General features: G+C 59.4%; 23 protein-coding genes and 2 pseudogenes. 8 read left to right on the top strand and 17 right to left on the bottom strand.

The window, feature by feature from the left end:
• The 3 genes from ACSQ8R_RS22160 to ACSQ8R_RS22150 all read left to right on the top strand — a co-directional run bounded on the left by ACSQ8R_RS22160 (position 1) and on the right by ACSQ8R_RS22150 (position 2042).
• Positions 1 to 420, top strand: coding sequence for a hypothetical protein (locus ACSQ8R_RS22160; protein ID WP_436255567.1), 420 nt, complete (start codon positions 1 to 3; stop codon positions 418 to 420).
• Positions 421 to 507: 87 nt separating this feature from the next.
• Entirely contained in the window at positions 508 to 1155 is a 648-nt protein-coding gene (locus tag ACSQ8R_RS22155) for a response regulator (RefSeq protein ID WP_436255566.1), read from the top strand.
• A gap of 221 nt (positions 1156 to 1376) precedes the next feature.
• Positions 1377 to 2042 carry a S24 family peptidase gene (locus ACSQ8R_RS22150; protein ID WP_436255565.1) on the top strand — a complete coding sequence of 222 codons (666 nt, stop codon included), beginning with the start codon at positions 1377 to 1379 and terminating at the stop codon, positions 2040 to 2042.
• A gap of 29 nt (positions 2043 to 2071) precedes the next feature.
• On the opposite strand, the gene ACSQ8R_RS22145 is transcribed toward ACSQ8R_RS22150, so the two are convergent.
• Complete coding sequence (locus ACSQ8R_RS22145; protein ID WP_436255564.1) at positions 2072 to 2947, bottom strand: transporter substrate-binding domain-containing protein; 876 nt, start codon at positions 2945 to 2947, stop codon at positions 2072 to 2074.
• Between the two features lie 346 nt (positions 2948 to 3293).
• Between ACSQ8R_RS22145 and ACSQ8R_RS22140 the strand changes: the two are divergent.
• Positions 3294 to 3572 (top strand): annotated as a pseudogene (locus tag ACSQ8R_RS22140) (IS110 family transposase); the annotation flags it as partial.
• 76 nt (positions 3573 to 3648) lie between these two features.
• Here the strand turns inward: ACSQ8R_RS22140 and kynA are convergent.
• The 4 genes from kynA to ACSQ8R_RS22120 all read right to left on the bottom strand — a co-directional run bounded on the left by kynA (position 3649) and on the right by ACSQ8R_RS22120 (position 7931).
• Positions 3649 to 4488, bottom strand: coding sequence for a tryptophan 2,3-dioxygenase (gene kynA / locus ACSQ8R_RS22135; RefSeq protein WP_436255563.1), 840 nt, complete (start codon positions 4486 to 4488; stop codon positions 3649 to 3651).
• Positions 4485 to 5678, bottom strand: coding sequence for a kynureninase (kynU, locus tag ACSQ8R_RS22130; RefSeq protein WP_436255562.1), 1194 nt, complete (start codon positions 5676 to 5678; stop codon positions 4485 to 4487). Before kynU ends, kynA begins: the two co-directional genes overlap by 4 nt.
• Positions 5679 to 5748: 70 nt before the next feature.
• On the bottom strand, positions 5749 to 7011 hold the full coding sequence (gene trpB, locus ACSQ8R_RS22125; RefSeq protein WP_436255561.1) for a tryptophan synthase subunit beta: 1263 nt from the start codon (positions 7009 to 7011) through the stop codon (positions 5749 to 5751).
• Between the two features lie 125 nt (positions 7012 to 7136).
• Positions 7137 to 7931, bottom strand: a complete 795-nt coding sequence (locus ACSQ8R_RS22120) for an AraC family transcriptional regulator (protein WP_436255560.1) — start codon at positions 7929 to 7931, stop codon at positions 7137 to 7139.
• Positions 7932 to 8391: 460 nt separating this feature from the next.
• Between ACSQ8R_RS22120 and ACSQ8R_RS22115 the strand changes: the two genes are divergently transcribed.
• Positions 8392 to 8874 (top strand): LysR substrate-binding domain-containing protein, encoded by a 483-nt coding sequence (locus tag ACSQ8R_RS22115; RefSeq protein WP_436255559.1) that lies wholly within the window; start codon positions 8392 to 8394, stop codon positions 8872 to 8874.
• Between the two features lie 160 nt (positions 8875 to 9034).
• On the opposite strand, the gene ACSQ8R_RS22110 is transcribed toward ACSQ8R_RS22115, so the two are convergent.
• The 3 genes from ACSQ8R_RS22110 to ACSQ8R_RS22100 form a co-directional block, all read right to left on the bottom strand.
• Entirely contained in the window at positions 9035 to 9382 is a 348-nt protein-coding gene (locus tag ACSQ8R_RS22110; RefSeq protein WP_436255558.1) for a cupin domain-containing protein, read from the bottom strand.
• Entirely contained in the window at positions 9379 to 10074 is a 696-nt protein-coding gene (locus ACSQ8R_RS22105; RefSeq protein ID WP_436255557.1) for a TetR/AcrR family transcriptional regulator, read from the bottom strand. Before ACSQ8R_RS22105 ends, ACSQ8R_RS22110 begins: the two co-directional genes overlap by 4 nt.
• Before the next feature lie 445 nt (positions 10075 to 10519).
• Positions 10520 to 10939 (bottom strand): RrF2 family transcriptional regulator, encoded by a 420-nt coding sequence (locus ACSQ8R_RS22100; RefSeq protein WP_436255556.1) that lies wholly within the window; start codon positions 10937 to 10939, stop codon positions 10520 to 10522.
• Between the two features lie 189 nt (positions 10940 to 11128).
• Here ACSQ8R_RS22100 and ACSQ8R_RS22095 point away from each other — a divergent pair, with 189 nt between their 5' ends.
• Complete coding sequence (locus ACSQ8R_RS22095; protein WP_436255555.1) at positions 11129 to 12124, top strand: alpha/beta fold hydrolase; 996 nt, start codon at positions 11129 to 11131, stop codon at positions 12122 to 12124.
• Positions 12125 to 12213: 89 nt separating this feature from the next.
• Here the strand turns inward: ACSQ8R_RS22095 and ACSQ8R_RS22090 are convergent, their stop codons facing one another.
• The 5 genes from ACSQ8R_RS22090 to ACSQ8R_RS22070 form a co-directional block, all read right to left on the bottom strand.
• Complete coding sequence (locus ACSQ8R_RS22090) at positions 12214 to 12411, bottom strand: hypothetical protein (protein ID WP_436257244.1); 198 nt, start codon at positions 12409 to 12411, stop codon at positions 12214 to 12216.
• A 100-nt stretch (positions 12412 to 12511) separates the two neighbouring features.
• On the bottom strand, positions 12512 to 12736 hold the full coding sequence (locus ACSQ8R_RS22085) for a hypothetical protein (RefSeq protein WP_436255554.1): 225 nt from the start codon (positions 12734 to 12736) through the stop codon (positions 12512 to 12514).
• A gap of 212 nt (positions 12737 to 12948) precedes the next feature.
• Positions 12949 to 13839, bottom strand: coding sequence for an SDR family oxidoreductase (locus ACSQ8R_RS22080; RefSeq protein ID WP_436255553.1), 891 nt, complete (start codon positions 13837 to 13839; stop codon positions 12949 to 12951).
• A gap of 78 nt (positions 13840 to 13917) precedes the next feature.
• Positions 13918 to 14913 carry a zinc-binding alcohol dehydrogenase family protein gene (locus ACSQ8R_RS22075; protein ID WP_436255552.1) on the bottom strand — a complete coding sequence of 332 codons (996 nt, stop codon included), beginning with the start codon at positions 14911 to 14913 and terminating at the stop codon, positions 13918 to 13920.
• The gene (locus ACSQ8R_RS22070; RefSeq protein WP_436255551.1) at positions 14910 to 15518 is read right to left on the bottom strand and encodes an NADPH-dependent F420 reductase; all 609 of its coding nucleotides are present in this window, start codon (positions 15516 to 15518) and stop codon (positions 14910 to 14912) included. The genes ACSQ8R_RS22075 and ACSQ8R_RS22070 overlap by 4 nt, the downstream gene beginning before the upstream one ends.
• A gap of 149 nt (positions 15519 to 15667) precedes the next feature.
• Here ACSQ8R_RS22070 and ACSQ8R_RS22065 point away from each other — a divergent pair, with 149 nt between their 5' ends.
• Positions 15668 to 16027, top strand: a complete 360-nt coding sequence (locus ACSQ8R_RS22065; protein ID WP_436255550.1) for a winged helix-turn-helix transcriptional regulator — start codon at positions 15668 to 15670, stop codon at positions 16025 to 16027.
• Positions 16028 to 16343: 316 nt separating this feature from the next.
• Here ACSQ8R_RS22065 and ACSQ8R_RS22060 read toward each other — a convergent pair.
• A pseudogene (locus ACSQ8R_RS22060) lies at positions 16344 to 16857 on the bottom strand (SDR family oxidoreductase); the annotation flags it as partial.
• Between the two features lie 247 nt (positions 16858 to 17104).
• Here ACSQ8R_RS22060 and ACSQ8R_RS22055 point away from each other — a divergent pair.
• Positions 17105 to 17947: a DMT family transporter gene (locus ACSQ8R_RS22055; protein WP_436257243.1), complete on the top strand. Its 843-nt coding sequence runs from the start codon at positions 17105 to 17107 to the stop codon at positions 17945 to 17947.
• A 149-nt stretch (positions 17948 to 18096) separates the two neighbouring features.
• On the opposite strand, the gene repC is transcribed toward ACSQ8R_RS22055, so the two are convergent.
• The 3 genes from repC to repA form a co-directional block, all read right to left on the bottom strand.
• Positions 18097 to 19368 carry a plasmid replication protein RepC gene (repC, locus tag ACSQ8R_RS22050; RefSeq protein WP_436255549.1) on the bottom strand — a complete coding sequence of 424 codons (1272 nt, stop codon included), beginning with the start codon at positions 19366 to 19368 and terminating at the stop codon, positions 18097 to 18099.
• A 153-nt stretch (positions 19369 to 19521) separates the two neighbouring features.
• Positions 19522 to 20520 (bottom strand): plasmid partitioning protein RepB, encoded by a 999-nt coding sequence (repB, locus tag ACSQ8R_RS22045; protein ID WP_436255548.1) that lies wholly within the window; start codon positions 20518 to 20520, stop codon positions 19522 to 19524.
• Between the two features lie 4 nt (positions 20521 to 20524).
• A partial coding sequence (gene repA, locus ACSQ8R_RS22040) for a plasmid partitioning protein RepA (RefSeq protein WP_436255547.1) occupies positions 20525 to 21718 on the bottom strand: 1194 nt, incomplete at its 5' end.

Genomic DNA, 21718 nt, shown 5'->3' with positions numbered 1-21718 from the left:
ATGAAAACGCTCGCATTGATGACTTGCGCACTGCTCTTGCCCCTTCCCACCGCCGCGCAGCAACCGCAGACGAACCGTTTCCAGCTTCAGCGCACGGAAACCGGCATCGTCCGTCTCGATACCGAGACCGGCGCGATGACGCTCTGCCGCGATGAAAACGGCACGCTCGCCTGCCGCATGCAGCCCGACGAGAGGGCAGCCTACGAGCAGGAACTCGACAGGCTGGCAAAACGGGTCACCGCGCTTGAGGAGCGGCTCAGCAATATTCCACCGGACACCTTGCCAAAAGCGCTGCCAAGCGATGCGGAAGTCGATCGTTCGTTGTCGATCATGGAAAAGTTCATGCGGCGCTTCATGGCGATCGTCGGCGAATTTGCGAATGAGCGGGAAGCCGATAAACCACAACCCAATCGTACGTGATTTCCCGCACTTGTTTCGGGTCAGCGAGAGGTTTACAACTTCCTCAGATTCATTGGCACGACTATGCTCTTGGGAGGGGGCGTGGAAATGCAGACACTCACGATCATCATCGCAGACGACCACCCGCTGTTTCGCGGAGCGCTCAGCCATTCGATGCGGGGCATTGCCGAAGAACTCGTCATCATCGAGGCCGGCGATTTCGAGGCGGCGCGGCGGGCGGCCGATAACAATCCCGATGCCGACCTGATGCTGCTCGACCTTGCCATGCCGGGGGTCAGCGGCTTTTCCGGACTGATGTCGCTCCGCGCCGAATTTTCCGGCCTGCCCATCGTCATCGTCTCGGCCAGCGACGACTGCGCCACCATCCGCCGGGCTCTGGAGCTCGGTGCTTCAGGCTTTATCTCAAAATCTTCCGGGCTCGACGATATCCGCGCCGGCATCCAGGCGGTGCTGGAAGGCGATATCTGGGCGCCGAAGGGCGATCTCACAGGGCCGGAAGAAGATCCGGGTCTCACCGAGATCATCGAACGGCTGAGAACGCTGACGCCGCAGCAGAACCGCGTGCTTTCCATGCTCGGCGAGGGGCTGCTCAACAAGCAGATCGCCTATGAACTCGGCGTCTCCGAGGCGACCATCAAGGCGCATGTCTCGGCAATCCTTCTCAAGCTCAATGTCGATAGCCGCACCCAGGCGGTAATCAAGCTCGGCAAGATCAACATGGCATTGGTGGCCTGACTCAGGCTGGGACAGGAACAGGATTTTATTCCTTCTATCCCTTTACGCGAGGCCGAGGTTCCGTTAAAATTCGGGTTGCGCGCGAGCCGGCAGCCCGCTGGAACGAAGCGTTCAAGAGTCTGGTCGACAAAAGTCTGATCGGTTAAGGGTTGATCGAGAGGTTCGCAGAGCGCTGGCATGTCCGGCTTTGTCTCGCGCGCCGGTCACGGGTACGGACGACGATGCTGTCACATGCTACGATCTGGAGCGCGATCGATACGCTCGCCCAACGCCACCAGTTGACGCCCTCCGGGCTGGCGCGACGCGCCGGCCTCGATCCTACCTCGTTCAACAAGTCGAAACGGCTGGGGCCGGACGGACGGCTGCGCTGGCCATCGACCGAATCGATCGCCAAGGTGCTCGAAGCGACAGGCGCCACGATCGACCAGTTCATGAGCTACCTACCCGCCGTTCCCGGCCGCTCCTCGATCCCGGAGGGCAATTTCCCGCCGCAGAACGGCTCCATCCCGCTGCTCGGTTTTGCGCAGGCCGGCGCCGGCGGCTTTTTCGACGATGGCGGGTTTCCGGCCGGCCAAGGCTGGGACGTGGTGGAGTTTCCGGTCGATCCGTCCCGCAAGGCCGGCGTCTATGCGCTGGAAGTCCAGGGCGAATCGATGATGCCGCTCTATCGCGACGGCGACGTGCTGATCGTCGAGCCCGGAGCGCAGGTGCGTCGCGGGGACCGCGTGGTCCTCAAGACCAAGGAGGGCGAGGTGATGGCAAAAGTGCTCGCCCGCCAGAGCGCCCGGACTGTGGAGCTCCTCTCCCTCAATCCGGAACATCCGAACCGCACCTTCGATCTTTCCGACGTGGAATGGATAGCCCGCATCATCTGGGCAAGCCAGTGAGTGAGTAGGAAACTGCTCCTACCCGGCCATCAATAAAGTCCGTTCGGGAAATAACGCAGGTAGATATCCTGCAGGCGACCGTTGCGCGACAGAACGCTCAGTGCCTGGTCGAAGGCGGACGTCAGGAGCGGATCGTTCTTGCGCAGCATGATCGACAGGCCTTCGCCGAGGAATTTCTCCGATAGGTAGGGGCCGTCGAAGAGAGCGCAGCATTTCGCCGAACCTTGGCCCGCTGCCCAGAAGGGCAGCCTCAGTCCATCAGAAAAGACGGCATCCACCTTGCCCGTCTTCAAGGCCCCCAGCACCGCCTCGTCATTGTCGAACGGTACGGCGGCAATCTTCGGGAAAAACGCCTTCAGCATCAGCTCATGGGCGGTCCCCCTGACGACCCCGACGGGTTTGCCGGAAAGCGCCGCCGCCGTATCGCCGTCGATCCTGGCCTTCAGGTTGCGGGCGAAACGGGCCGGTACGCCCAGATAAGGCCGCGAGAAGGCAAACCGCTGGCGCCGCTCCGGCGTCACTGCCATGCCGGCCATGACGGCTTCGCCGGCCCCGCCTTCCAGGGCCTTTTCCAACTCGTCGAAGGGTAGCGCCTGGATCTGGCACTTCGCCTCGATCTTCAGCTCGGCGCAGATTTCGCGGGCGAGGTCGACATTGAAGCCGGCCAGCCGGCCTGTCTGGTCGGCGAAATTGAACGGCGGGAAATCGACGCTTGTCAGGATACGCACCCGGATGACAGTGGAAAGATCAGGGCGCGCGAGCCGCTCCTTGGCATCGAACATCAGCGGCAGCGGATTGCTGCCTTCGGCAGCCCGAGCCGGGACCGCGGCGGCAACCATCCCGCCGGTGAGAAGGCAAAGCCGCAGAAGACGGAAGAACCCCTTGATTTTCGGGGACGCAATCATGGGATGCATCTCTATGGTCCAGATAGGCAAAAGGTGGCACTCGTCTGTGGGCGGTGTAGCAGAGACATGCGCTTGAGGGAATATCCATCAGCAGCGCTGCCGGTGCAAGACGATGCGCGCAACACTTCGGCGCTGCCCGCAAATCTGTCGGCCAATCCGGGCGCCGCAGCCGGTGACGCGGAATTCCTCGCCCTTTCGGCGTTCGGCTTCTCCAGGCCAATGCTTTCGGCACTAAACCACAGGACGCGGCGCAACGATGTCACCGACGACGATCGCCCGTCTTCAGGCCGCTGGTCATTACCCATGTCCGCAGTTCCTGGATCAGCGCGTTGTTCTCGCTCGAGTAATGCGGCCTGGGTTGCGGGGCTCGGGATTGGCGGCCGTCTGTATCGAGATGCGCCAAGCCAATGCCGCGATGAAAGACGATGCCGAACAAGACCGATGCATGATGAGCGCGCCTTGGCGCAGATCATGCGCCGGGTCTGGTCCGGCACATGTGTTCCGACAGGCGCATGTCAAGAGCCGCCGGCTGTGGCGCTCGCTTCTGCTCGCGCGCCGGACGGTGATGAACGAGATGCGCTCGATCGAGAATGTGGTGCGGGCCATTCCGCGGGAGGGCGGCATAGGCGTCGTCCCAATCGCTGAAGCGGTGATAGATCATTTGTATCCTTCCATCCCGTGCGGCTGGTTTTGCTCGACATTTACAGCACCGTGCGAACACGCCACAATTCCGGAAACAGTTCGACGTCAAGCATCTTCTTGAGATAATGGGTGCCGGAGGTGCCCCCGGTGCCGCGCTTGACGCCGATCACCCGCTCCACCGTCGTCACATGATTGAAGCGCCAGCGACGGAAATAATCCTCAAAATCGACGAGCTTCTCGGCGAGTTCGTAAAGGTGCCAGTCGTTGCCCGGAGCGGCATAGATCGCCCTCCACGCTTCCGTCACCTTGGGATTCTCACTTCTCGTCTCGCGCCAACGCGAACGGCTGGCGTCATCACCGATGTCGAAACCATTGCGCGACAGGAGAAGCAAAGCTTCGTCATAGAGGCTCGGACGAGACAAGATATCCTCAAGCGCCGTCATGAGATCAGGCCGGTGCGAATGGGGCGCAAGCATCGCAACATTGCGATTGCCAGCAAGGAACTCGATGGCGCGGTACTGATGGGACTGGAAGCCGGAGGATTGGCCGAGCGCGTTGCGGAACTCGGTGTACTCGCTGGGGGTCATGGTGCGCAGCACGTCCCAGGCATTATTGAGCTGCTCGAAGATGCGCGCCACCCGGGCGAGCATCTTGAACGCCGGTCGCGGATTGTCGGCGCGGATCGATTCAACGGCTGAGCGCAACTCATGGATGGCGAGCTTCATCCACAGTTCCGACGTCTGGTGCTGGATAATGAAGAGCAACTCATCATGCGCTCCAGACAGCGGCAATTGCGCCTTCAGGACGTCGTCGAGCCGAAGATAATCCGTGTAAGACATCTTCTGGCGAAACGACATTTCAGCGCCGTCTTCGGCGGGGTCGTAAGGCTGTACGCTCACGTCACGGGTTCCTTCTGCTTGTATTCCGCCGTATCCCAGAGGCTATTGGTCATGATATCCGCGAGGATATCGACCGCGGCCAGGACATCCTTTTCGCCGATATAGAGCGGTGTGAACCCGAAACGGATGGCGTTCGGAGCCCGGAAGTCGCCGATCACGCCGCGCGCGATCAGGGCCTGCATGATCGCGTAGCCTTCCTCGTGCAGGAAGGAAATCTGGCTGCCGCGCTTCGTGCCATCCCGCGGGGAACCGAGTTTCAGCATCGGGCAGCGCTTTTCGACCTCCGCGACGAACAGGTCGCAGAGTTTTATCGACTGGCGGCGCAGGTCCGCCATGTCGATGCCGTCCCAGGCATCGAGTGCTGCGTCGAGCGCTGCAAGCCCGATGATCGGCGGCGTGCCGACCCGCATGCGGTCGATACCGCCGCCCGGACGATAACCGAGATCGAAGGCGAAGGGCTGTTCGTGCCCCAGCCAGCCGGACAGCGCCGGCCGCACCTTGTCCGCATGGCGCGGAGCGACATAGATGAAGGCTGGCGCGCCTGGCCCGCCGTTCAGGTACTTGTAGGTGCAGCCGACCGCGAAATCCGCGTCCGTGCCAGAAAGATCGACCGGCAGGGCGCCGGCCGTATGGGCAAGATCCCAGACGGTGATCGCGCCGACGGCATGCGCCTTTTCGGTCAGCGCCTTCATGTCGTGCAGACGGCCGGTGCGATAGTCCACCTCCGTCAGCATGACCACGGCGACGGTTTCGTCGATTGCGGCTTCGACCTCTTCCGGTTCGGCGATCTTCAGCTCATGGCCCTTGCCGAGCGAGCCGATCAGGCCCTGCGCCATATAGAGATCGGATGGAAAGTTGCCGCTGTCGGAGAGCACGACCCTGCGTTCCGGCACCAGTTCCAATGCCGAGGCGAGTGCCTGATAGACCTTGATCGACAAAGTGTCGCCCATCACGACCGTGCCTTCCGCCGCCCCGATCAGCCTGCCGATCCGGTCGCCGATCCGGCGCGGCATCATCATCCATCCGGCCTGGTTCCAGCCCTTGATCAGCAGTTCGCCCCATTCGTCGGTCATCAGTTTTCCGACACGCTGCTTGGCAGCGAGCGGCAGCGGTCCGAGCGAATTGCCGTCGAGATAGATGGCACCTTGGGGAAGGTGAAAAAGGGAGCGAGTCCTTTTGAAATCTGTCATTTCGACATCACTTCGCCAGTGGTTGGTAGGTAGAGCCATTCGCGGGTCGCTGTACTGCCCACAACAAGGCTTACAGGCTCGCTTGTTGCCCGGCCACGACCTCAAGAGAACGGTCGAAGTCATCTGCGTGGTTTGAAAGGACGTAGTCGACATCCTTATCGCCCCGACCGGACAGGTTGACCAAGATACCTTCAGTGGACGGGCGGCGCGCTGCCAGCTTGATGGCGAACGCGAGCGCGTGGCAACTCTCAAGTGCGGGGATGATACCCTCGGACCTGGAAATGCGAAAAAAGGTGGCAATGACCTCGTCGTTGGGAACCGTCGCGACATGGATGCGGCCTAGATCGTGCAGCATTGCGATCTCGGGGCCGACACCCGGGTAGACCAAACCCGAGGCGACCGACGATACCTGTGCCGGGGCGCCATCTTCCTGTTGCAGAACAATGGACTGCGCCCCGTGAAGAGTTCCTGGCCGTCCGAAGGAGAGCGTCGCCGCGTGCTGTCCAACCTCGCCCGACTTGCCGAGCGGTTCAACGGCATGGAGAATGACGTCAGCGTCGTCGAGAAAGCCCGAATACATTCCCATCGCGTTCGATCCGCCGGCTAGGCACGCCACGACGTGGTCCGGCAGGACACCGCCGTTGAGTGACAAGTACTGACGACGAGCCTCTTGGCCTACGACGGATTGGAAGTCCCTGACAATCATCGGAAAGGGGTGGGGTCCGATCGCCGACCCGATCGCATAAAGAGCGTATTCGCGCTGTTCTACATAGGCATTGAATGCGGAATCGCTTGCCTCCTTCAGGGCTGACTGTCCTGCAGTCGCCGCGACGACACGAGCGCCAAGGAGACGCATCCGTCCGACATTTGAGTTCTGCTTCTCGACGTCGATCGCGCCCATATGGATCTCGCATTCGAGGCCGAAATAGGCAGCCGCGCTTGCCAGCGCAACGCCGTGCTGACCCGCTCCTGTTTCTGCGATCAGCTTCCGCTTACCCATTTGGCGAGCCAGCAGCGCGAACCCCACGCAGTGGTTGATCTTGTGCGCGCCCGTATGGTTCAGATCTTCACGCTTCACAAAAATGCGAGCGCCGCCGACCTCATTGGTGGAGTTCTCAAGCAGCTGGATAGGCGTCGGGCGCCCTTGGAGACCGATCCGAACCTTTTCGAGGGCGAGCTGAAAATCGGAAGAATCTCGCAGTGCGCGATAAGTCGATTCAAGCTCTTCCAGGGCGGGCCATACCTCGCGCGGATAGTGATTGCCGCCAAACCGCCCGTAGTAACCCTCTCTATTGGGAAATTTGCTCAGATATGGGAGTAGTTCTCGCTGCATTTCCAACCTCCAGATTTAAGTGGAGGCTACCGAACCTATTCTATCCTGTCTTGAACATGATTTGCGTCGGGCCGCAGTCGCCAAAGGTCCTCGCGCAAGCGGTGGCCCCCAACAACGATGGATGCTCACGACGTCGATGCGCGTCGAATATCCCGTGAAAGGACACCTGGCGGCACGCCGAAAACTTTCTTGAACTCTCGGCTGAGATGAGCTTGATCGCTGAACTCCAGCATGTGCGCGACTTCGCTGATCCCCACCCCCGCGCATATCAATTCTCGAGCCTTCGCAACCCGAACCTGGCGAATATAGGTCTGGGGGGCCATCCCCAGCGTCGCGCTGAAGCACCGAATGAGGTGGCTCCTGTGCACTCCCAGTTCGCGTGCGAGCTCTTCCGTCCGCATCGCGCGGGTGCCGTTCTTCTGGATTAGCAGACAAACTCTAACGGCTAATGTCTCCCGGTCGCTCGAGGCAGGGCCTGTTGAGAACTCGCACGCTTCAAGGACGCTGCGAAGCGGGGCTTCGAACGCAGCGTCATCCGCGCAGGCCGTGAAGAGAGCATCGATAAGCTCGCGGGTCGCTGAGCCCCGGCTGAGGAAGGGGGTCTGAATTTCAGGCCGCCAATCACCGGATTGAAGGTCAAGGCAACTCTTCAGCACTTGTTGCGTCAGATAGAGGGTCGCATAGTCAGCATCGTCCCCAAAACAACGCGCCGAGTGAACCTCGTAAGGGTTGAAAAAGAAGACATCTCCTGCGCGTACGCCTCCCGTCCATCTTCCCGATCTAATCTCAGCCTCACCTCGCCTCAGCGCCACTACCGAATAAGTGCTATGCAAATGGGGATCGAACCGGCTCGCCGTTGCGTAAGTCCGCAAAATATTGGATTGCTGCAAGGCAAAGCTTAATGATCTGACATGCGTCATAGGGTCGTCCAGTTTCCTCGCGCTGCATCACACGTGAGAGACGCCACCTTCCGCCTTTGCAGGCTCTGTTGCTCGCCAACAGAAGCACGCCTCGCGGTGGCCGTAGCAGGAGCTTAATTGTAGCTCTTTTGCCCGGTACGACAAGCGTCCCATGCTGGCTCAGTACCGCGGTGACGCAGCTTTGGTATAAGTTAGTGTGGACACAAATCTTGAGATTTGACGCGGGACACCGGCGTCAAATGATATCGCATTGGTGGAACCCCGTCCTGCATCCGGACGGCTGTATGCGTGGCTTCGACCGTTTCAAAAATGCTTGGGGCTTTCTCAGAGGTCCCCGTTATGATGCAGGCATCCGGCTCGGCGAGCGATTGGAGAAAGACATGGTCGCGCTTGCGGTTGGGCCTTCGCTTCGTGTCGCGGTGGTGGCTGCCCCAGCTATCCGAGCCATCATCCAGTGCCGATGGAGCCCGCCGACCTCACGGCGCATCGGTGTGTCGCCTATGGCGACGCGCATGGTGACTGGTCTTCCTGGACGTTTGAGCGCGACGACCGAGAGGTAACGGTCACGCCAGGTCGCAGGCCGGTGTTCAACGATGGCGACTTGCTTGTGGCCGCCGCCCTTGAGGGTTTCGGCATCCTATACACTCTGGACGACCTTGTAGCCGCGCCGATTGCCGACGGCCGTCTCATCCGCCTGCTGGAGTCATGGCGTGAACCGTTCGCCGGCTACCATCTCCTTTACCGAAATCGGAAGGGGACGATGGCTTTCGAACTATTCAAGGAAGCGCTTGGAGAGCGCGCGGCCACGATGGGACAAGATCCCGTGCCCGTTCTCGCCTCGAAACCGCTTTGGCCAGAGAGGGTCAATGGGCCTAGAGAAACCCCACTACACTCATTAAATCTTACTTTGACCGTACGCCGCTTGGCGAGAGGCTCTCAATGATGTCGAGGACGGATAAAGCCAGCCTCACGCGCATACACGAACGAAAGCCCGGTTTGCGCGCTTGCGCTCACGAATTGATGTGACGTTCACGCCGGGCCGGCCGCATGCATCTGACGTCTTTTTCAGGGGCTGCGCCGGCACCGCGTTGTTCCCCCACATGCTATTCCGCTTCGGACCAATGAGGATACGTAACGTAGGCGGTCAGCGCGCCCTCCGCGTGGGAGCGAATGATCACGGCGTTCCCCTTCGGCATATAGATGATCTCACCAGGGCCCGCGGTGAGCTTCTCGCCATCCGCTTCGACCGAAACTTTTCCTTCTAGGACAACCATCACGTCATCGACGACGATATCGGTCTCCAACACCTGGTCGGAACCATACCGTCCGTACCCGATCGTGACCGGCCCCCCATGTCGTTGATCCGCCAGGTTCGCGGCAAAGATGTCGGCATCCTGTCCGGGCGAGCGTTCGAATACGGCATCGGCTGGTTCAAATCTGAGGACTTTCATCTCTTTTCCTTTCTGAGTTTCGGTGCAGTTAGATGATTATCGAGTGCGACACCGGAGCCGCCCGCGATGATGTCGGCGAATGTGGCAGTGGCGTCGGCGCATGTGCTCCTGCCGAGGACGACATCCGCCGCCAGGCATTCCCCCGCAGCGACGAAGGCTCGGCATCGCCTCTCGAGTTCGGAAGGAGCGAGGGCGACATGCGGACCGAGAACAGAGACGAACATCCGAATGCTGTTCTCGAGCAGATCGGAGAAGACCGAGGCTTTTTCCGGGGTGCCGGCGAGGGCCGCTCCGACCGCATTAAATTCGCCGGCCACGTCGCTCGCGCAATCGATATAGGCCCGCGCCAGCTTCTCGACCGTTTCCCGACTGCCTATCTTGCTGTTCTCCATGTGTTCGCGGAACGCATCAACCTTCTCAGTGTCGATCCGGCGATAGAGTTCAAGCAGGAGATCGATCCGTCTGTGGAAATGATCATAGGCAACAGGCTTCGAAACACTGGCCCGCTCGGCGAGGCGCGCCAGCGTGAGCCTGTCGGTCCCCTCCTCGAAAACCATGCGTCGTGCGACTTCAAGGAGTTGGCGATGCCGCTCCTCGTGCGAAAGACGTACGGCCCTGGTCGATGCTTCAGATTTCTTCGTCATTATATTGGAGGAACCTACTAGTCGTAACTTCGTTCCCTTTTGTGTCACGATTATAGACGTCGAACGGATGCGGCAGATGGCCGAATGCGAAACCGTGCACGACAAAGACCGGCTTTTCGCCCTCTACACCGACGACGTCATCTTTCGCGATGTCGCGTTGGATGTACTCGCAACGGGAAAGACGAGGTGCGGCAATTGTTGGAAACTGTCTATGCTGCGATGTAAGGGTATTCCATGACCCTGACCTCAGTTTACGCCGATGAGAATGGCGGTGGAGCGGAATGGATCATAGCGGGCAAGCACACCGGCGATTTCATGGACTTTCCAGCAACCGGAAAGTCCTGGTAATCGCGTCCGGCATCGATCATGAGATTCTCGAACGGCCTCGTCAGTCATCGCAGCGATTATTGGTCGGTTTCGAGTTTTACCAGGCAGGTGGGCCTTGAGTGAAATAACTCACGAAGGTAGATCGTCTGCTAAGCCGGCCGAGCCACTATTCGGCGTGCGTGGCCATCCGAGCGATGTCCGCCAAGCTGAGAGCCTCGTATCGAGCCAAGACTTGACGCTTGGCGTCGGATTCGATGTCGGTAAGGCTGCTGTTCACGGCGCCCTCCACCGGGCAGCCTGGGTGGTCGCGTGACTCCGAGAAGGTAGACCAACCAGGACGACCGAGCGCCTCGAACACCTCGGCGACGGATACGGAGGCCAGTGGTCTCACCATACACCAGCCGCCACTTCTTCCCTTTGTTGCTTCGATCAGCCCATTCTCACGCAAACCGGCGAGCATGCGCCGGACCACAACTGCGTTGATTGACAACATCTTCGCGATCTCGGCCGATGACATTACCCGCTCCCGGAGCGACAGATGAATGAGTGCGTGCAGAACACGGGGAAGTCTGAGGTCAGGCGTCACGCAAATATCCTTAAATGTAGCATTAGGGGTTACATTATACGGTTTTGCCGCATATATGTTACCCGCTATGTTACATATTGGAGTGCCAATGTGAATCGTCGTCAAGCCCTTGGGGTTCTCGCGGCCCCAACCCTTCTCCCCTTCATCAGAGGCACTCGCGAAAACGCGAGCCCCAACGGAGAATACCAGATGCCAAAGCTTAACTACCGAAATGTTGAGGCGAATGGCCTGCGGATGCGGATTGCTGACCACGGCGAAGGACCGCTTGTCCTGCTCTGCCACGGCTTTCCGGAATCGTCCTACGCATGGCGCCACCAGCTTGCTGCTCTCGCCGAGGCGGGATACCGCGCTGTTGCGCCTGACCTCCGGGGATTCGGAGGAACGTCGGTCCCTGCCGACACGGAGGCATATGCGCTTCAGCACCTCGTCGCCGATATGGTTGCCATCACAGACGCCCTCGGGGCCAAGAACGCAGTCATTGTGGGCAACGACTGGGGCGCAACGCTTGCTTGGCACGCTGCGCTCTTGCGCCCCGACAGGTTCTCTGCGGTCGCTGCTATCGGCGTGCCGATCATGGGCCAGCCTCCCGTGCCGCCGACGCAGATATTTCCGCAGACCGAGGACGCGCTTTTCTACACGCTCTATTTCCAGGACGAAGGCGTTGCAGAAAAGGAGTTCGAAGCCGATATCCGCCGAACGCTGCTTAAGATCTACTATGCAGCATCGGGCGAGGCAGGGCCCCGCATCGAGGGAGACGGGACGCCCAATCCATTCGGGATGATTTCGCGAAAAGGTGGCTTGCTTTCGTCTCTGCCCATGCCGGAGCGTGACCTGACGTGGCTGTCCGGTGGGGATTTAGCTGTTTTCGTTTCTGATTATGCTCAGAGCGGTTTTCGCGGCGGCCTGAACCTCTATCGCAACTTGGACCGCAATTGGGCGCTTCAAGCCGCATTCGCAGGCCTCAAGGTCCAGATGCCTGCCCTTTTTATGGTCGGCTTTCGCGATAGCGGACTGTCAATGCCGGGTATGCGACAGATGATCGAGGCACAGAAGACCCTCGTCCCACAGTTGCACGAGCCGATCTTCCTTGATGCCTGCGGGCACTGGGCGCCCCAAGAGCAGTCAGCGCGAGTTAGCGAGAACCTTCTCCGGTTTCTTGCGGAGGTCGCGCCGCAAGAAAGATAACTATAGGAGGCCTAGCTTCCGACCGGAACCCATTGGATGTTGCGGAAGCGCTTGGCGCTGCCGGTTGCTCACCGACTGGCGCACCTCGCTTAAGTTTGTTCACCGCCCAGCCGCCTTTTGCGCCCGAAACTCCAGTACGCAGCACCTTCACTTGGTGCGACGCCCGAGAGGTGGCGACTGAGGTGCTTCTCTCGCGTCCAAAGCACTAGTTGGAAGGGAAGTCGGTCGTCAGTCATTGTGACGTCTTCGGAGGCGAGCGTCAGGTGCCGGCGATATGTGCCTGTGATCTGGTGGCACTGCCAGGGCGCTGGAAGTGCAGTGCGTCAATGCGACCCACCCACAGGTGTCGAGTGAACAGGATCTGAGGTTCAGTTGTAGAGTGGCAGGTCACTGCCGCCCTCGCTGCTCAAGTTTAGCGATTTCGGCGTCGGCCAACCCCAACGTCTGTTCCCCCGTCACTTTCAGAAAGACGAGCGCCCTCTCCCGGTAAGCGACATGCTTTTCAGGCGCCCTGTCCCAGGACTGCTGAATGGTGGTGCCCGGGGAGGCGATCTTCATTCCGTCACTAGCAAAAAGTGCTAACGCTACTTGATCGATGAGATCTGATGTCACTACTGAACCTGCTCATCTGGATAGATGGGTCAGCTGACGACTGACATTGTCAATTTTGGGATCCGGCTGTTCGATTGAGCGTTTTCTGTGCCCGGCGCCGGTGCCCCATAAGCAAACACTGTGAGGCTACAACCTGGGCTTAATGGCGGAGATTGGCGCATACCTTGCACGCGCCAATCTCGATATACATGGTCCAATGGGTCTTTTATGGATCAGCTTTCGGTCTCAACTTCGGGCGAAGCATAGTTGGCTCGTAGGAACTGCGCCGGCGTAGTCGGTTTGCGACCAAGGAGTTTCTCCAGGTCGCCGGTCTTGCCCTCCCACTCGCCAGCGTTGACGCCGTGAACCCACATAAGCACAAACCCGGCAGCCGGTTCGGGCAGGCCGGCTGACACGAGGTTGGCAATGTACTCCTGATCGGAGACGGTTTTGAATGGCACAGGCTTGCCGCTGATATCCGACAGGATCTGCGCAATGTTCGAAAAGGACACCGCCGGGTCGCCATACAGAGAATAGGACTTGTTCTCATGGCCAGCCTCGGTCAGCACGACGGCATGGGCTTCCGCCAGCTCCTCACGGCAGGCATAGCCCGCCTTGCCTGTACCGGCCGGCGTAAGGACACCCTTCTGCAGGGGATCGCCACCAACATAACCCTGGATATTCTCGAGAAATGGCGGATGGCGCACCAGCGTATAGGTCAGGCCGGAAGCCTTGAGTTTCTCCTCGACGAAGAGGTCCTCATCGGTGACCTGTGGTAGCTTGATGGCGGAATCGGCATTGTGGATAATCGGCATGTAGACGATGTGCGTGACGCCTGACTGCTTCGCCGCGTTGATGGCGTTCTCGTGCTGGGTATTGCGATCGGTAAAGGCGTGGGTTGACACGAGCATTACCTTGTCGATTCCTTCAAATGCCCGCACCAGTCCCTCATAGTCGAAGTAGTCGCCCTTGCGAATCTCAATCCCGTCAGCGGCTAGATCTGCCGCTTTGCCTGGATCGCGCGCGAGGCCAACAATATAATTGGCGGGCACGCGCTTTAAAAGATGTTTGAGGGTCAGGCGGCCGATGTTGCCGCTCGCGCCGGTGACAAGGATTCTGGTCATTGATTTTCCTTCCGCTTGATGGGGTTGGCGCAACGCAGCTGCGCAGCAAACGAAGTTGATTTCGGGGACGAAGAGTGGTCAGACGACGATCACGATCTTCCCGATTGTTTGTCTGCCTTCGAGCTGTTCGTGTGCGGCCTTCATGTTCTGGACGGTCAGTCCGTCGAGCTGCGTCGAAACGATCGGGCGCAGGCCACCTGAGACAGCGCGATCGGCGATGTCAGCGAGGATTTTGCCCTGACCGGCCAGATCGAAGCCGCTGATCACCCTTGCGAACACCATTTCGGTGTGAAGCGATATGGATTTCGAAACGATTGGACTTGCGTCGAACGGTGGCGCGATATCGACCGCCGACAGATGCCCGAAGGGCCTCAAAAGCTTTGCGATCCAGCTCAGATTTTCCGCAGTTCCTGCGGTCGAAAACACCATATCCACATAGTCAATGCCGGTGGCGCCGAGCTGAGCAGTCACGTCCTGGCTGTGATCCGTGACCATGTCGGCCCCCATCATCTCGCACCACTCCTTCGATTCCGGCCGTGAGGCGGTAGCAATGACGAAAGCGTCAGTTTTGGCTTTCAGCAGCTGGATTGCCATGGACCCCACACCGCCGGCACCACCGACAACGAGCACACGGTCAACACCGGACGGCAGCGTATCGCGATCGCGGAACATGGCCTCCCATGCCGTGAGCCCCCCGATAGGCAACGAAGCGGCATCGACAAAACTAAGCTGGTCGGGGATCTTTGCGACGACACGGTGGTCGACAGCGAGGCATTCTGCCCAGCATCCGTCGCGAGTAACGTCACCGGTGCCCATTACGCGGTCGCCGACCGCGAAACCTTTCGCATCCGAACCGACCTGGAGCACCACACCCGTGAATTCCCAGCCCAGAATGACGCGACCACCCGGTTCCGCACTACGCACGCTTCTGATCAAAGCCTCGCCGGGATTGAGCCCTATCGCGCGGATGTCTATCAGCAGATCAGCATCCCACAGCTCGGGGTCGGCTACGTCCCTCTCCTGGATCGCATAGGCACCCAGCGCATGTGCCTTTTCGTAAGCAAGCGCTCTCACAGCACGAACGGATCATGAAGGGTCAGGTTGAGACCTGCCAAGGGACCGCCTACCTGCTGCTGCCTGCCGCCGATCGCGAGTGTACCGAGATCGACAGCGGCGAAGCCGGCCTGTTCGAGCACTTCGCTCAGCGCACTCTTCGCGCTGGCATCGTCACCCGAGATAAAGAGGACGGTTCTTGGTTTTTCGGGCGATGCGTCCTCGATCCACTGCATGGGGATTGAGTTGAACGCCTTGACCACCTTGGCACCCACCGCCTGATCAGCAACGATCTCGCTCGATGTAGGACCCGAAACGTCGCCGAGATCGCTCGGGTGGTCGGGGTCGATCCGGTTTGTGGCGTCGATCAGGGTGCGGCCGGACCAGTCGGGGACTGACGCGAGCGCCTCCGGGACACGTGGCCACTCGACGCTCAGCACGACAACATCCTGCTCGGCGGCCTGTTGGGGGGTACCGGCGAACGCACCCCGACCCAATTTGCCGACGACATCAGCCAGCGTGTCAGGCCCACGGCTGTTGCTGAGCAGGACCTCGTGGCCGTACGGCATTACATGTCGAGCAATTGTCTGTGCGACCACACCTGCTCCGATAAATCCGAACTTCATGGAAGCCTCCTGTAATTCTGCAACCGTGTGTTGGCTCGGCGATCATCGAACACCTTGCGCGTCGAAATCGTTGTGCGAGTCAGTTAAGCCGGGGCAGACTTTGGTTCCAGTACAGACTATTTTGTAAGTATCAAATTTAGGAGACCACAATGACCGAGACGAGTTTCCGATGTGGCCTGGAAGCAGTTCTCGCCATCCTTGGTGGTAAGTGGAAACCGCTTATCGTTTATCATCTCGCTGGCGGCTCAAAGCGCACCGGACAACTGCGCCGGCTGGTCACCAATGTGAGCGAAAAAATGCTGATCCAGCATCTGAAGGAACTGACGGATGATGGCGTCATTCAGCGAATTGATTTCCAAAAGGTGCCGCCGCACGTAGAGTATGAATTGACCGACTTTGGTCGAACTCTCGCCCAGGTACTCGCGCCGTTATGCGAATGGGGAACCCAACACAACGCGAAGGTCGCAAAGATCGTACAAAAGCGGAATCGTGCGGCGACGGTGGCTTAGCGCCTCTCTGGCAAGGGGTATGTTTCCGCAACGCTCAACGTTTCCGAAGAGTTTGGACTGCCCGAACCGATCCAGTTTGCCCAGCCCTGTTAAGACAGTGCAGACTTTGGTTCCGGTACCGACTATATGGTAAGCGTAACAAACAAAGGGATCAGATGACTGGAGCGAGCTTGCAGGTGGCGGGCAACGGATCTTGGCCATCCTCAATGTCCAGTCCAAGCCGTTCATCGGTTATGTCCGTCCGGGAATTTATGGCGGCAGGCTGACACACCGTCGTCTTATCCGCTTACGCCGGATGTTGCTGGGCGCTGAGGCCTCAATCGACGGTGAGGCTGGTGGCATTCATGAGCGGGCAGTCGTCGGAGATCATGAAGACCGCCGCCATGGCGATTCCCTCCCCCGTCGCGATCCCCGCCCGGGTGCAGCTTCATCGTCTCGGCCCTCGCCGCTTCCGGATCGGCAAAGCCGTGCCAGTAGTCGATGACCTTCTGCGTCGTGACACAGCCGGATGCCAAAGCATTCACGCGAACATTCTTCGGCGCATATTCGAGCCCGAGCGACTTGGTCATCCCGAGAAGAGCATGCTTTGCGAGCGGATAAGGAAAGGTATGCGGGATGATGGCGAAGGCATGGGTCGAAGCGATGTTCAGGATAATCCCGTCGCCCTCCTCGATCAGTCCCGGCAGGACGGCCTTCGAGCAGTTCCAAGCCCCCTTCATATTGATATAGAAGCAGCGATTCCATTCCTCGTCGCTGGTTTCCAGCGGCTCGGCAAAGACGTCGACCCTGGCATTATTGACCAGTGCGTTGATCCTCCCGAGCTCGCGTTCACCACCCCTCCGTCCAAGCGGAGAACTGAGATAAGCGCTCCTGCCAAACCAATGCTGCGGCATTCCCAGGCAGGCGCGGATGCTTCGAAATGGACTATTCACAACGACAGACCTTCCGTCGTATCTACCCCGGCCTGGAGAAGCCGCGCCGGTGCATGGCTGAGCCCAGTTGTGATCCTTGTGCTGCGCGGCGGGAAGAAAGACAGACGTGGAAAATAAGCAGTCAAGTATTAGGGCGGCAGCATGGATGATGACGTCTATCGCGTTGCTCCTGCTCATGGCCGTTTCGGGGCGCGCCGTAACCCGTGAGATAGACGTCTTTCAAGTGATGGAAATGCGCTCCGTCATCGCCTTCTTCATGCTGTTGCCGCTTATCCATCGCGAAGGCGGCATCAAAGCGATGCGAACCGGCATTCTACCAAGCCACATAGGCCGCAACGTTGCCCACTATGTCGGCCAGTTCGCCTGGCTGATGGGTCTTACATTGATCCCTTTGGCGCAGGTCATCGCAATCGAGTTCACGGCCCCTATCTGGGCTGCTCTGATGGCGGCTGCGTTTCTCGGGGAGCGGCTGACCTGGCGCAAAAGCGTGGCGATCCTGTTTGGTCTGGTCGGCGTGGCGCTGATCCTGCGCCCGGGCGCGGCGGTGCTCAACCCGGGTCACCTCATCGTGCTCGGAGCAGCCTTTGTATTCGCCATTTCCTTCATCACCACAAAGGCCCTGACACGTACAGACAGTGCAACGAAAATCATCTTCTGGATGCTCGTCATTCAGTCGATCATCGGAATAGTCCCGGCACTGAACGTTTGGGTCTGGCCATCCGCAGCGACATGGCCATGGATCTTCCTGATCGCGTTTTCGGGCACTTTCGCGCATTATTGCATGGCCAAGGCATTGTTCTACGCCGACGCAACGGTGGTCATGCCGATGGACTATCTCCGTGTGCCGTTGTCGGCCCTCCTCGGTTATCTCCTATATGCCGAAGCTATCGATGGCCTCACGGCGATAGGCGCGGGCTTGATCCTTGCCGGCAATCTTTTCAACCTGCGCCGACCGAATGCCAACCGGATACAGGCCACTCCGTCCTGAAGGTCGTCGGGAAGACCCTTCGATATCGCGTTAACGCTAAAATCGATGTGAGCAGTTTCACTGGCCAATCTCCCCCATAACCGCACACCCCGTCGAGCGAAAAAATATGCCGATCCTTCATCTTCACGGCCCCGGCGCGTGCCTCGCGCTCAGCCCGCGAGCCGACTGCCGGGAACACCTGACCGTGCAAGGGCCATCAGCATCGGACCAACAGCAAACTCGCCTCTTGCAGCACGGCGGGTGAGATCGCGCAGATAACCGCCGGCCGAGTTGATGTGCCCTCCCCTCTCGAGAATGCAGGCCATGACGGTCGCCGCGTTTACCCTCCCCATCGCCATACACGCTTCCTCATAGGCGGTAGGGTCGACCCTTAGCATGGTGCGGACAACGGCCGCCGCCGCCATCAGATCGCGCCAGTCATCGATCCTCCCGCCCGGCCCATAGTCTGCGATCTGCGGGCAGGCCTGGAGCACGAGCCCGAGCGGGAAGGACTGCAGAGATCTCGGCGTGACGTTTTCCTCTTGGCCGCTTTCCCGGCTTCGGTAGCCTTCGGCACGCTCATTCCGCGGTTGGGGATCGTTCGCCAAGGGTGCGTCACGCGTGCTCTCGAAGCGCGGTTCAGATTCATAATTGTATTTAAGATTGGAATTCTGTTTGTGGCGCTCAATCTGAGACTCTCTGGCGTCGATTTTTTGCGTTTTTGCCCGAATTTCCAATACGTTGATAATCTCCGAGCGCAACATCACCATCTCCTCCAGGAGGGGAGAAATGGTTTTGACGGTGGGGACACGCGGAATCCGCCCCACCAGCGTCCGGAAGAGGTCGAGGATCCTCCCCCACTCGCCGGGAACGCCTTCGTCAAAGGCTGCGGCAATCAGCTTGGCGACATCACGCCGGCAGATGGTGAGCCGGTCGCGGGTGATCCGCAACAATTCTCGATCGGCAACCACCTGGGCGGCGAGGCTCTCGATTTCGCCAGCACGCGCCAGAAGCGGCGCAAGGCTGAAACCGAACGCTTCGTTGATCTCTCCCGCCCTGCTGCGACGGGCGTAACGTTTCCCGTTCGGACTGTCCTTGCGCAGGATCAAACCGGCGTCGATCAGAACGGCGAGATGGCGCCTCAGGGTCGCAGGCGTCATCCCACGGGCGCGGAGAGAAAGCTGGGCGTTCGACGGGAACACGACGAGGCCTCGAGCCTCGGAAATTTCGTCTTCCGGATAGAAGGTTAAGAGCGCGTCGAGTACCGTCAAGGCGCGATCGGTCACACCCAGCGATGGCCGTGCCTCGCAGACGGCTCTGAACAGTTTCCACTTGTTACGGGTAATTCCAGGCTCGATCGTTTCGGCGCGTTGCTGATTTGCCAACATGCCAAGCGACATCGCCCGCCGCCCAAAGGGCGTCGTCACATACCTACTCTCCATTTGCCTTCACTTTCGCTAAGGCAAAAGAAATCCGCACGCCCAAACGGCGTCTAAACTCTTGACAGTGATTCGAGGAAATGCGATTCTTGATTTGCTAAGATCTGAGAAGGGCTTCCACGACCATGTCGCTTGGGGGCCTTTTTCTTTTGCGGTTTACGCTCCTTTATTGTGTTGGAATTCTGCAAAGAGGCCTTCGAGCCTCTCCTGCACGAATTGATCGAACCCGGGCGCCGCCTTGTTGTCGAAAACAAAGGTTGCGCTCGATGCGTTCTTCTTGAACTGAACCGGAACTCCGGGAACTTTTGTGTTAACGGCAGGAGCCTTGGTTACGGCCGGACTTCTGGAAGCAAGCATCAGCACCCGATGAAATCGTTCATCGCTTGATAGCTGTGAGTTGTCCGCGGACAACTCCGCCAGAATCCGGTCAGGCTCGACATTCTCAAGGCGTTCACCCAGGTCCAGCCAGCGCCTGCGTCCGATCTCGGGGGCAGCGCCAATGGCCGTGATCAGGGCAATCGGCACCTGCCGTGTCACGATCAGCATCTTGGAGAGTGCTGCCTTATCAACGCCGAGCGCAGCCATGATGATATCGCGGGTAAAACCACGTTGCTCGAGCCGCAAAGCGAAAAGCGCCCGCTCGATATAGGATAAGTTCGTTCTGGCGCTGTTTTCCTGGCCTTGACTGACCACCAGCTGATCGTCGGTGAGTTCGCGGACGACAGCCCGGACACGGATGCCTAGTCTCTTGATTGCGGCCAAGCGACGATGGCCGTAGGCAACCTGGTAGCGGCCCTTCGTTTGCGGGTGCGGTCTTACCAGAATGGGCACCTGCTGGCCATGTTCGCGGATCTGCTCCACCAGCTCGTTCAGCTGAACTGCGTCGATCTCCAGTCGGTCTTCGACGAAGGACGCGTCGACAAGTCCAGGATCGATCTCGACGACGATCTGGCCTTGGGCGAGCTGCCGTTCAAGGTCGTTTGCCCGTTCGACCTTTTCGGTGATGTTGCCGAGCGTCTTGGTAATTCCACCCACGGGCGCAGGATTGCGGGCTTGTGGAACAAACCCGGCGATAGGGCGATTGTCGCGCAGCGCGGTAGGCTCGGGGCGGACCGAGGTGGACGAGGATATCTCGATGAGGTTCTTTCGTGCCATCTAATTACTTCCTTCCCCACGTGGATCGAATATGCGCCTCGATCTCCGCATTCACGAGATTAAGCGAGTCCCAGGCGCGGTCATAGGTGCCGCGGACGAACAGCGATCTTTCGACCTCATAGAGCGTTTGCTTCGTTACGCCGGCATCGGCGATGGCGGTCGATTTCAGCATCGCATTCTGAAGCATGCGGTTGCCGAAGATCGCGCGCATGAAACCCGTCATCTGGCTTTGAGGGCCATCATTGGGTTCAAATCTGGTAACGAGGTATCGCATCCAGTCATAACTCGTCCGGCCCCCTGCCCTTTCGACCACGGACATGAGTTCGCTCGTCATGGTCAGGAACTGGGACATCGACATCACGTCGAGCATTTGCGGATGTACGGTGATCAGGACGGACGTGGCCGCGCAGAGCGCTGACATGGTCAGGAACCCGAGCTGCGGCGGGCAATCGACAACCACGACATCGTAGAGACTTTCGATCTCGGTCAACGCCTCGCCGATCCGCGCGAAGAACATCGTCTCCGCAGTTCCAGATGCCATTGCTTTCGGGGTCTCGTGCTCGAATTCCATGAGCTCGAGATTTCCGGGGATCAGATGAAGGTTGGGGGTATAGGTCGCCCGCACGATTTCGGCGATCGGCCGCGGATCTTCATAGCGGATTGCGCCGTAGAGGGTTTCTGCCTCACCCACGTCGAGTTCCGGCTGATGGCCGAACAGGGCGGAAAGAGAAGCCTGCGGGTCGAGATCAACTGCCAGGACGCGGTAGCCTCTCAAGGCCAGATATTGCGCCAGGTGCGCCGCCGTCGTCGTTTTGCCCGAACCGCCCTTGAAGTTCATCACCGATACGATCTGAAGCTTGTCGGCGCCCTTGCGGGCCGGGACATATTTCGGAGTTCCGTTTCGCTCGTCGAGAACCCGGCGGATCCGGTCCATATCATCCGCCCCGTAGAGACGCCGCCCATTGGCAAGCGGATCCGGACCGTGGCCCTCGGCTGCGACCTGCCGGAGATAACCTTCGCCGATGCCGATGAACCCCGCCGCCTCTGCCGGGGAAAAGAATCGCATCGTCTTTTGGGAAAGAGGCGGGAAGATCTTAGCCTGGTGTTGCTGGAGCTGGTAGGACAGCTCCTGGGCGTCTGTTGCCAGAAGTGAAGGAAGATGCTCTTGATCGTCCTGGATAACGAGACTCGGCTGCAT

The sequence above is a fragment of the Neorhizobium sp. LjRoot104 genome (assembly GCF_964253725.1).
In the GTDB taxonomy this organism is placed as follows: domain Bacteria; phylum Pseudomonadota; class Alphaproteobacteria; order Rhizobiales; family Rhizobiaceae; genus Neorhizobium.
This window is presented reverse-complemented; position numbering and strand designations above follow the sequence as displayed.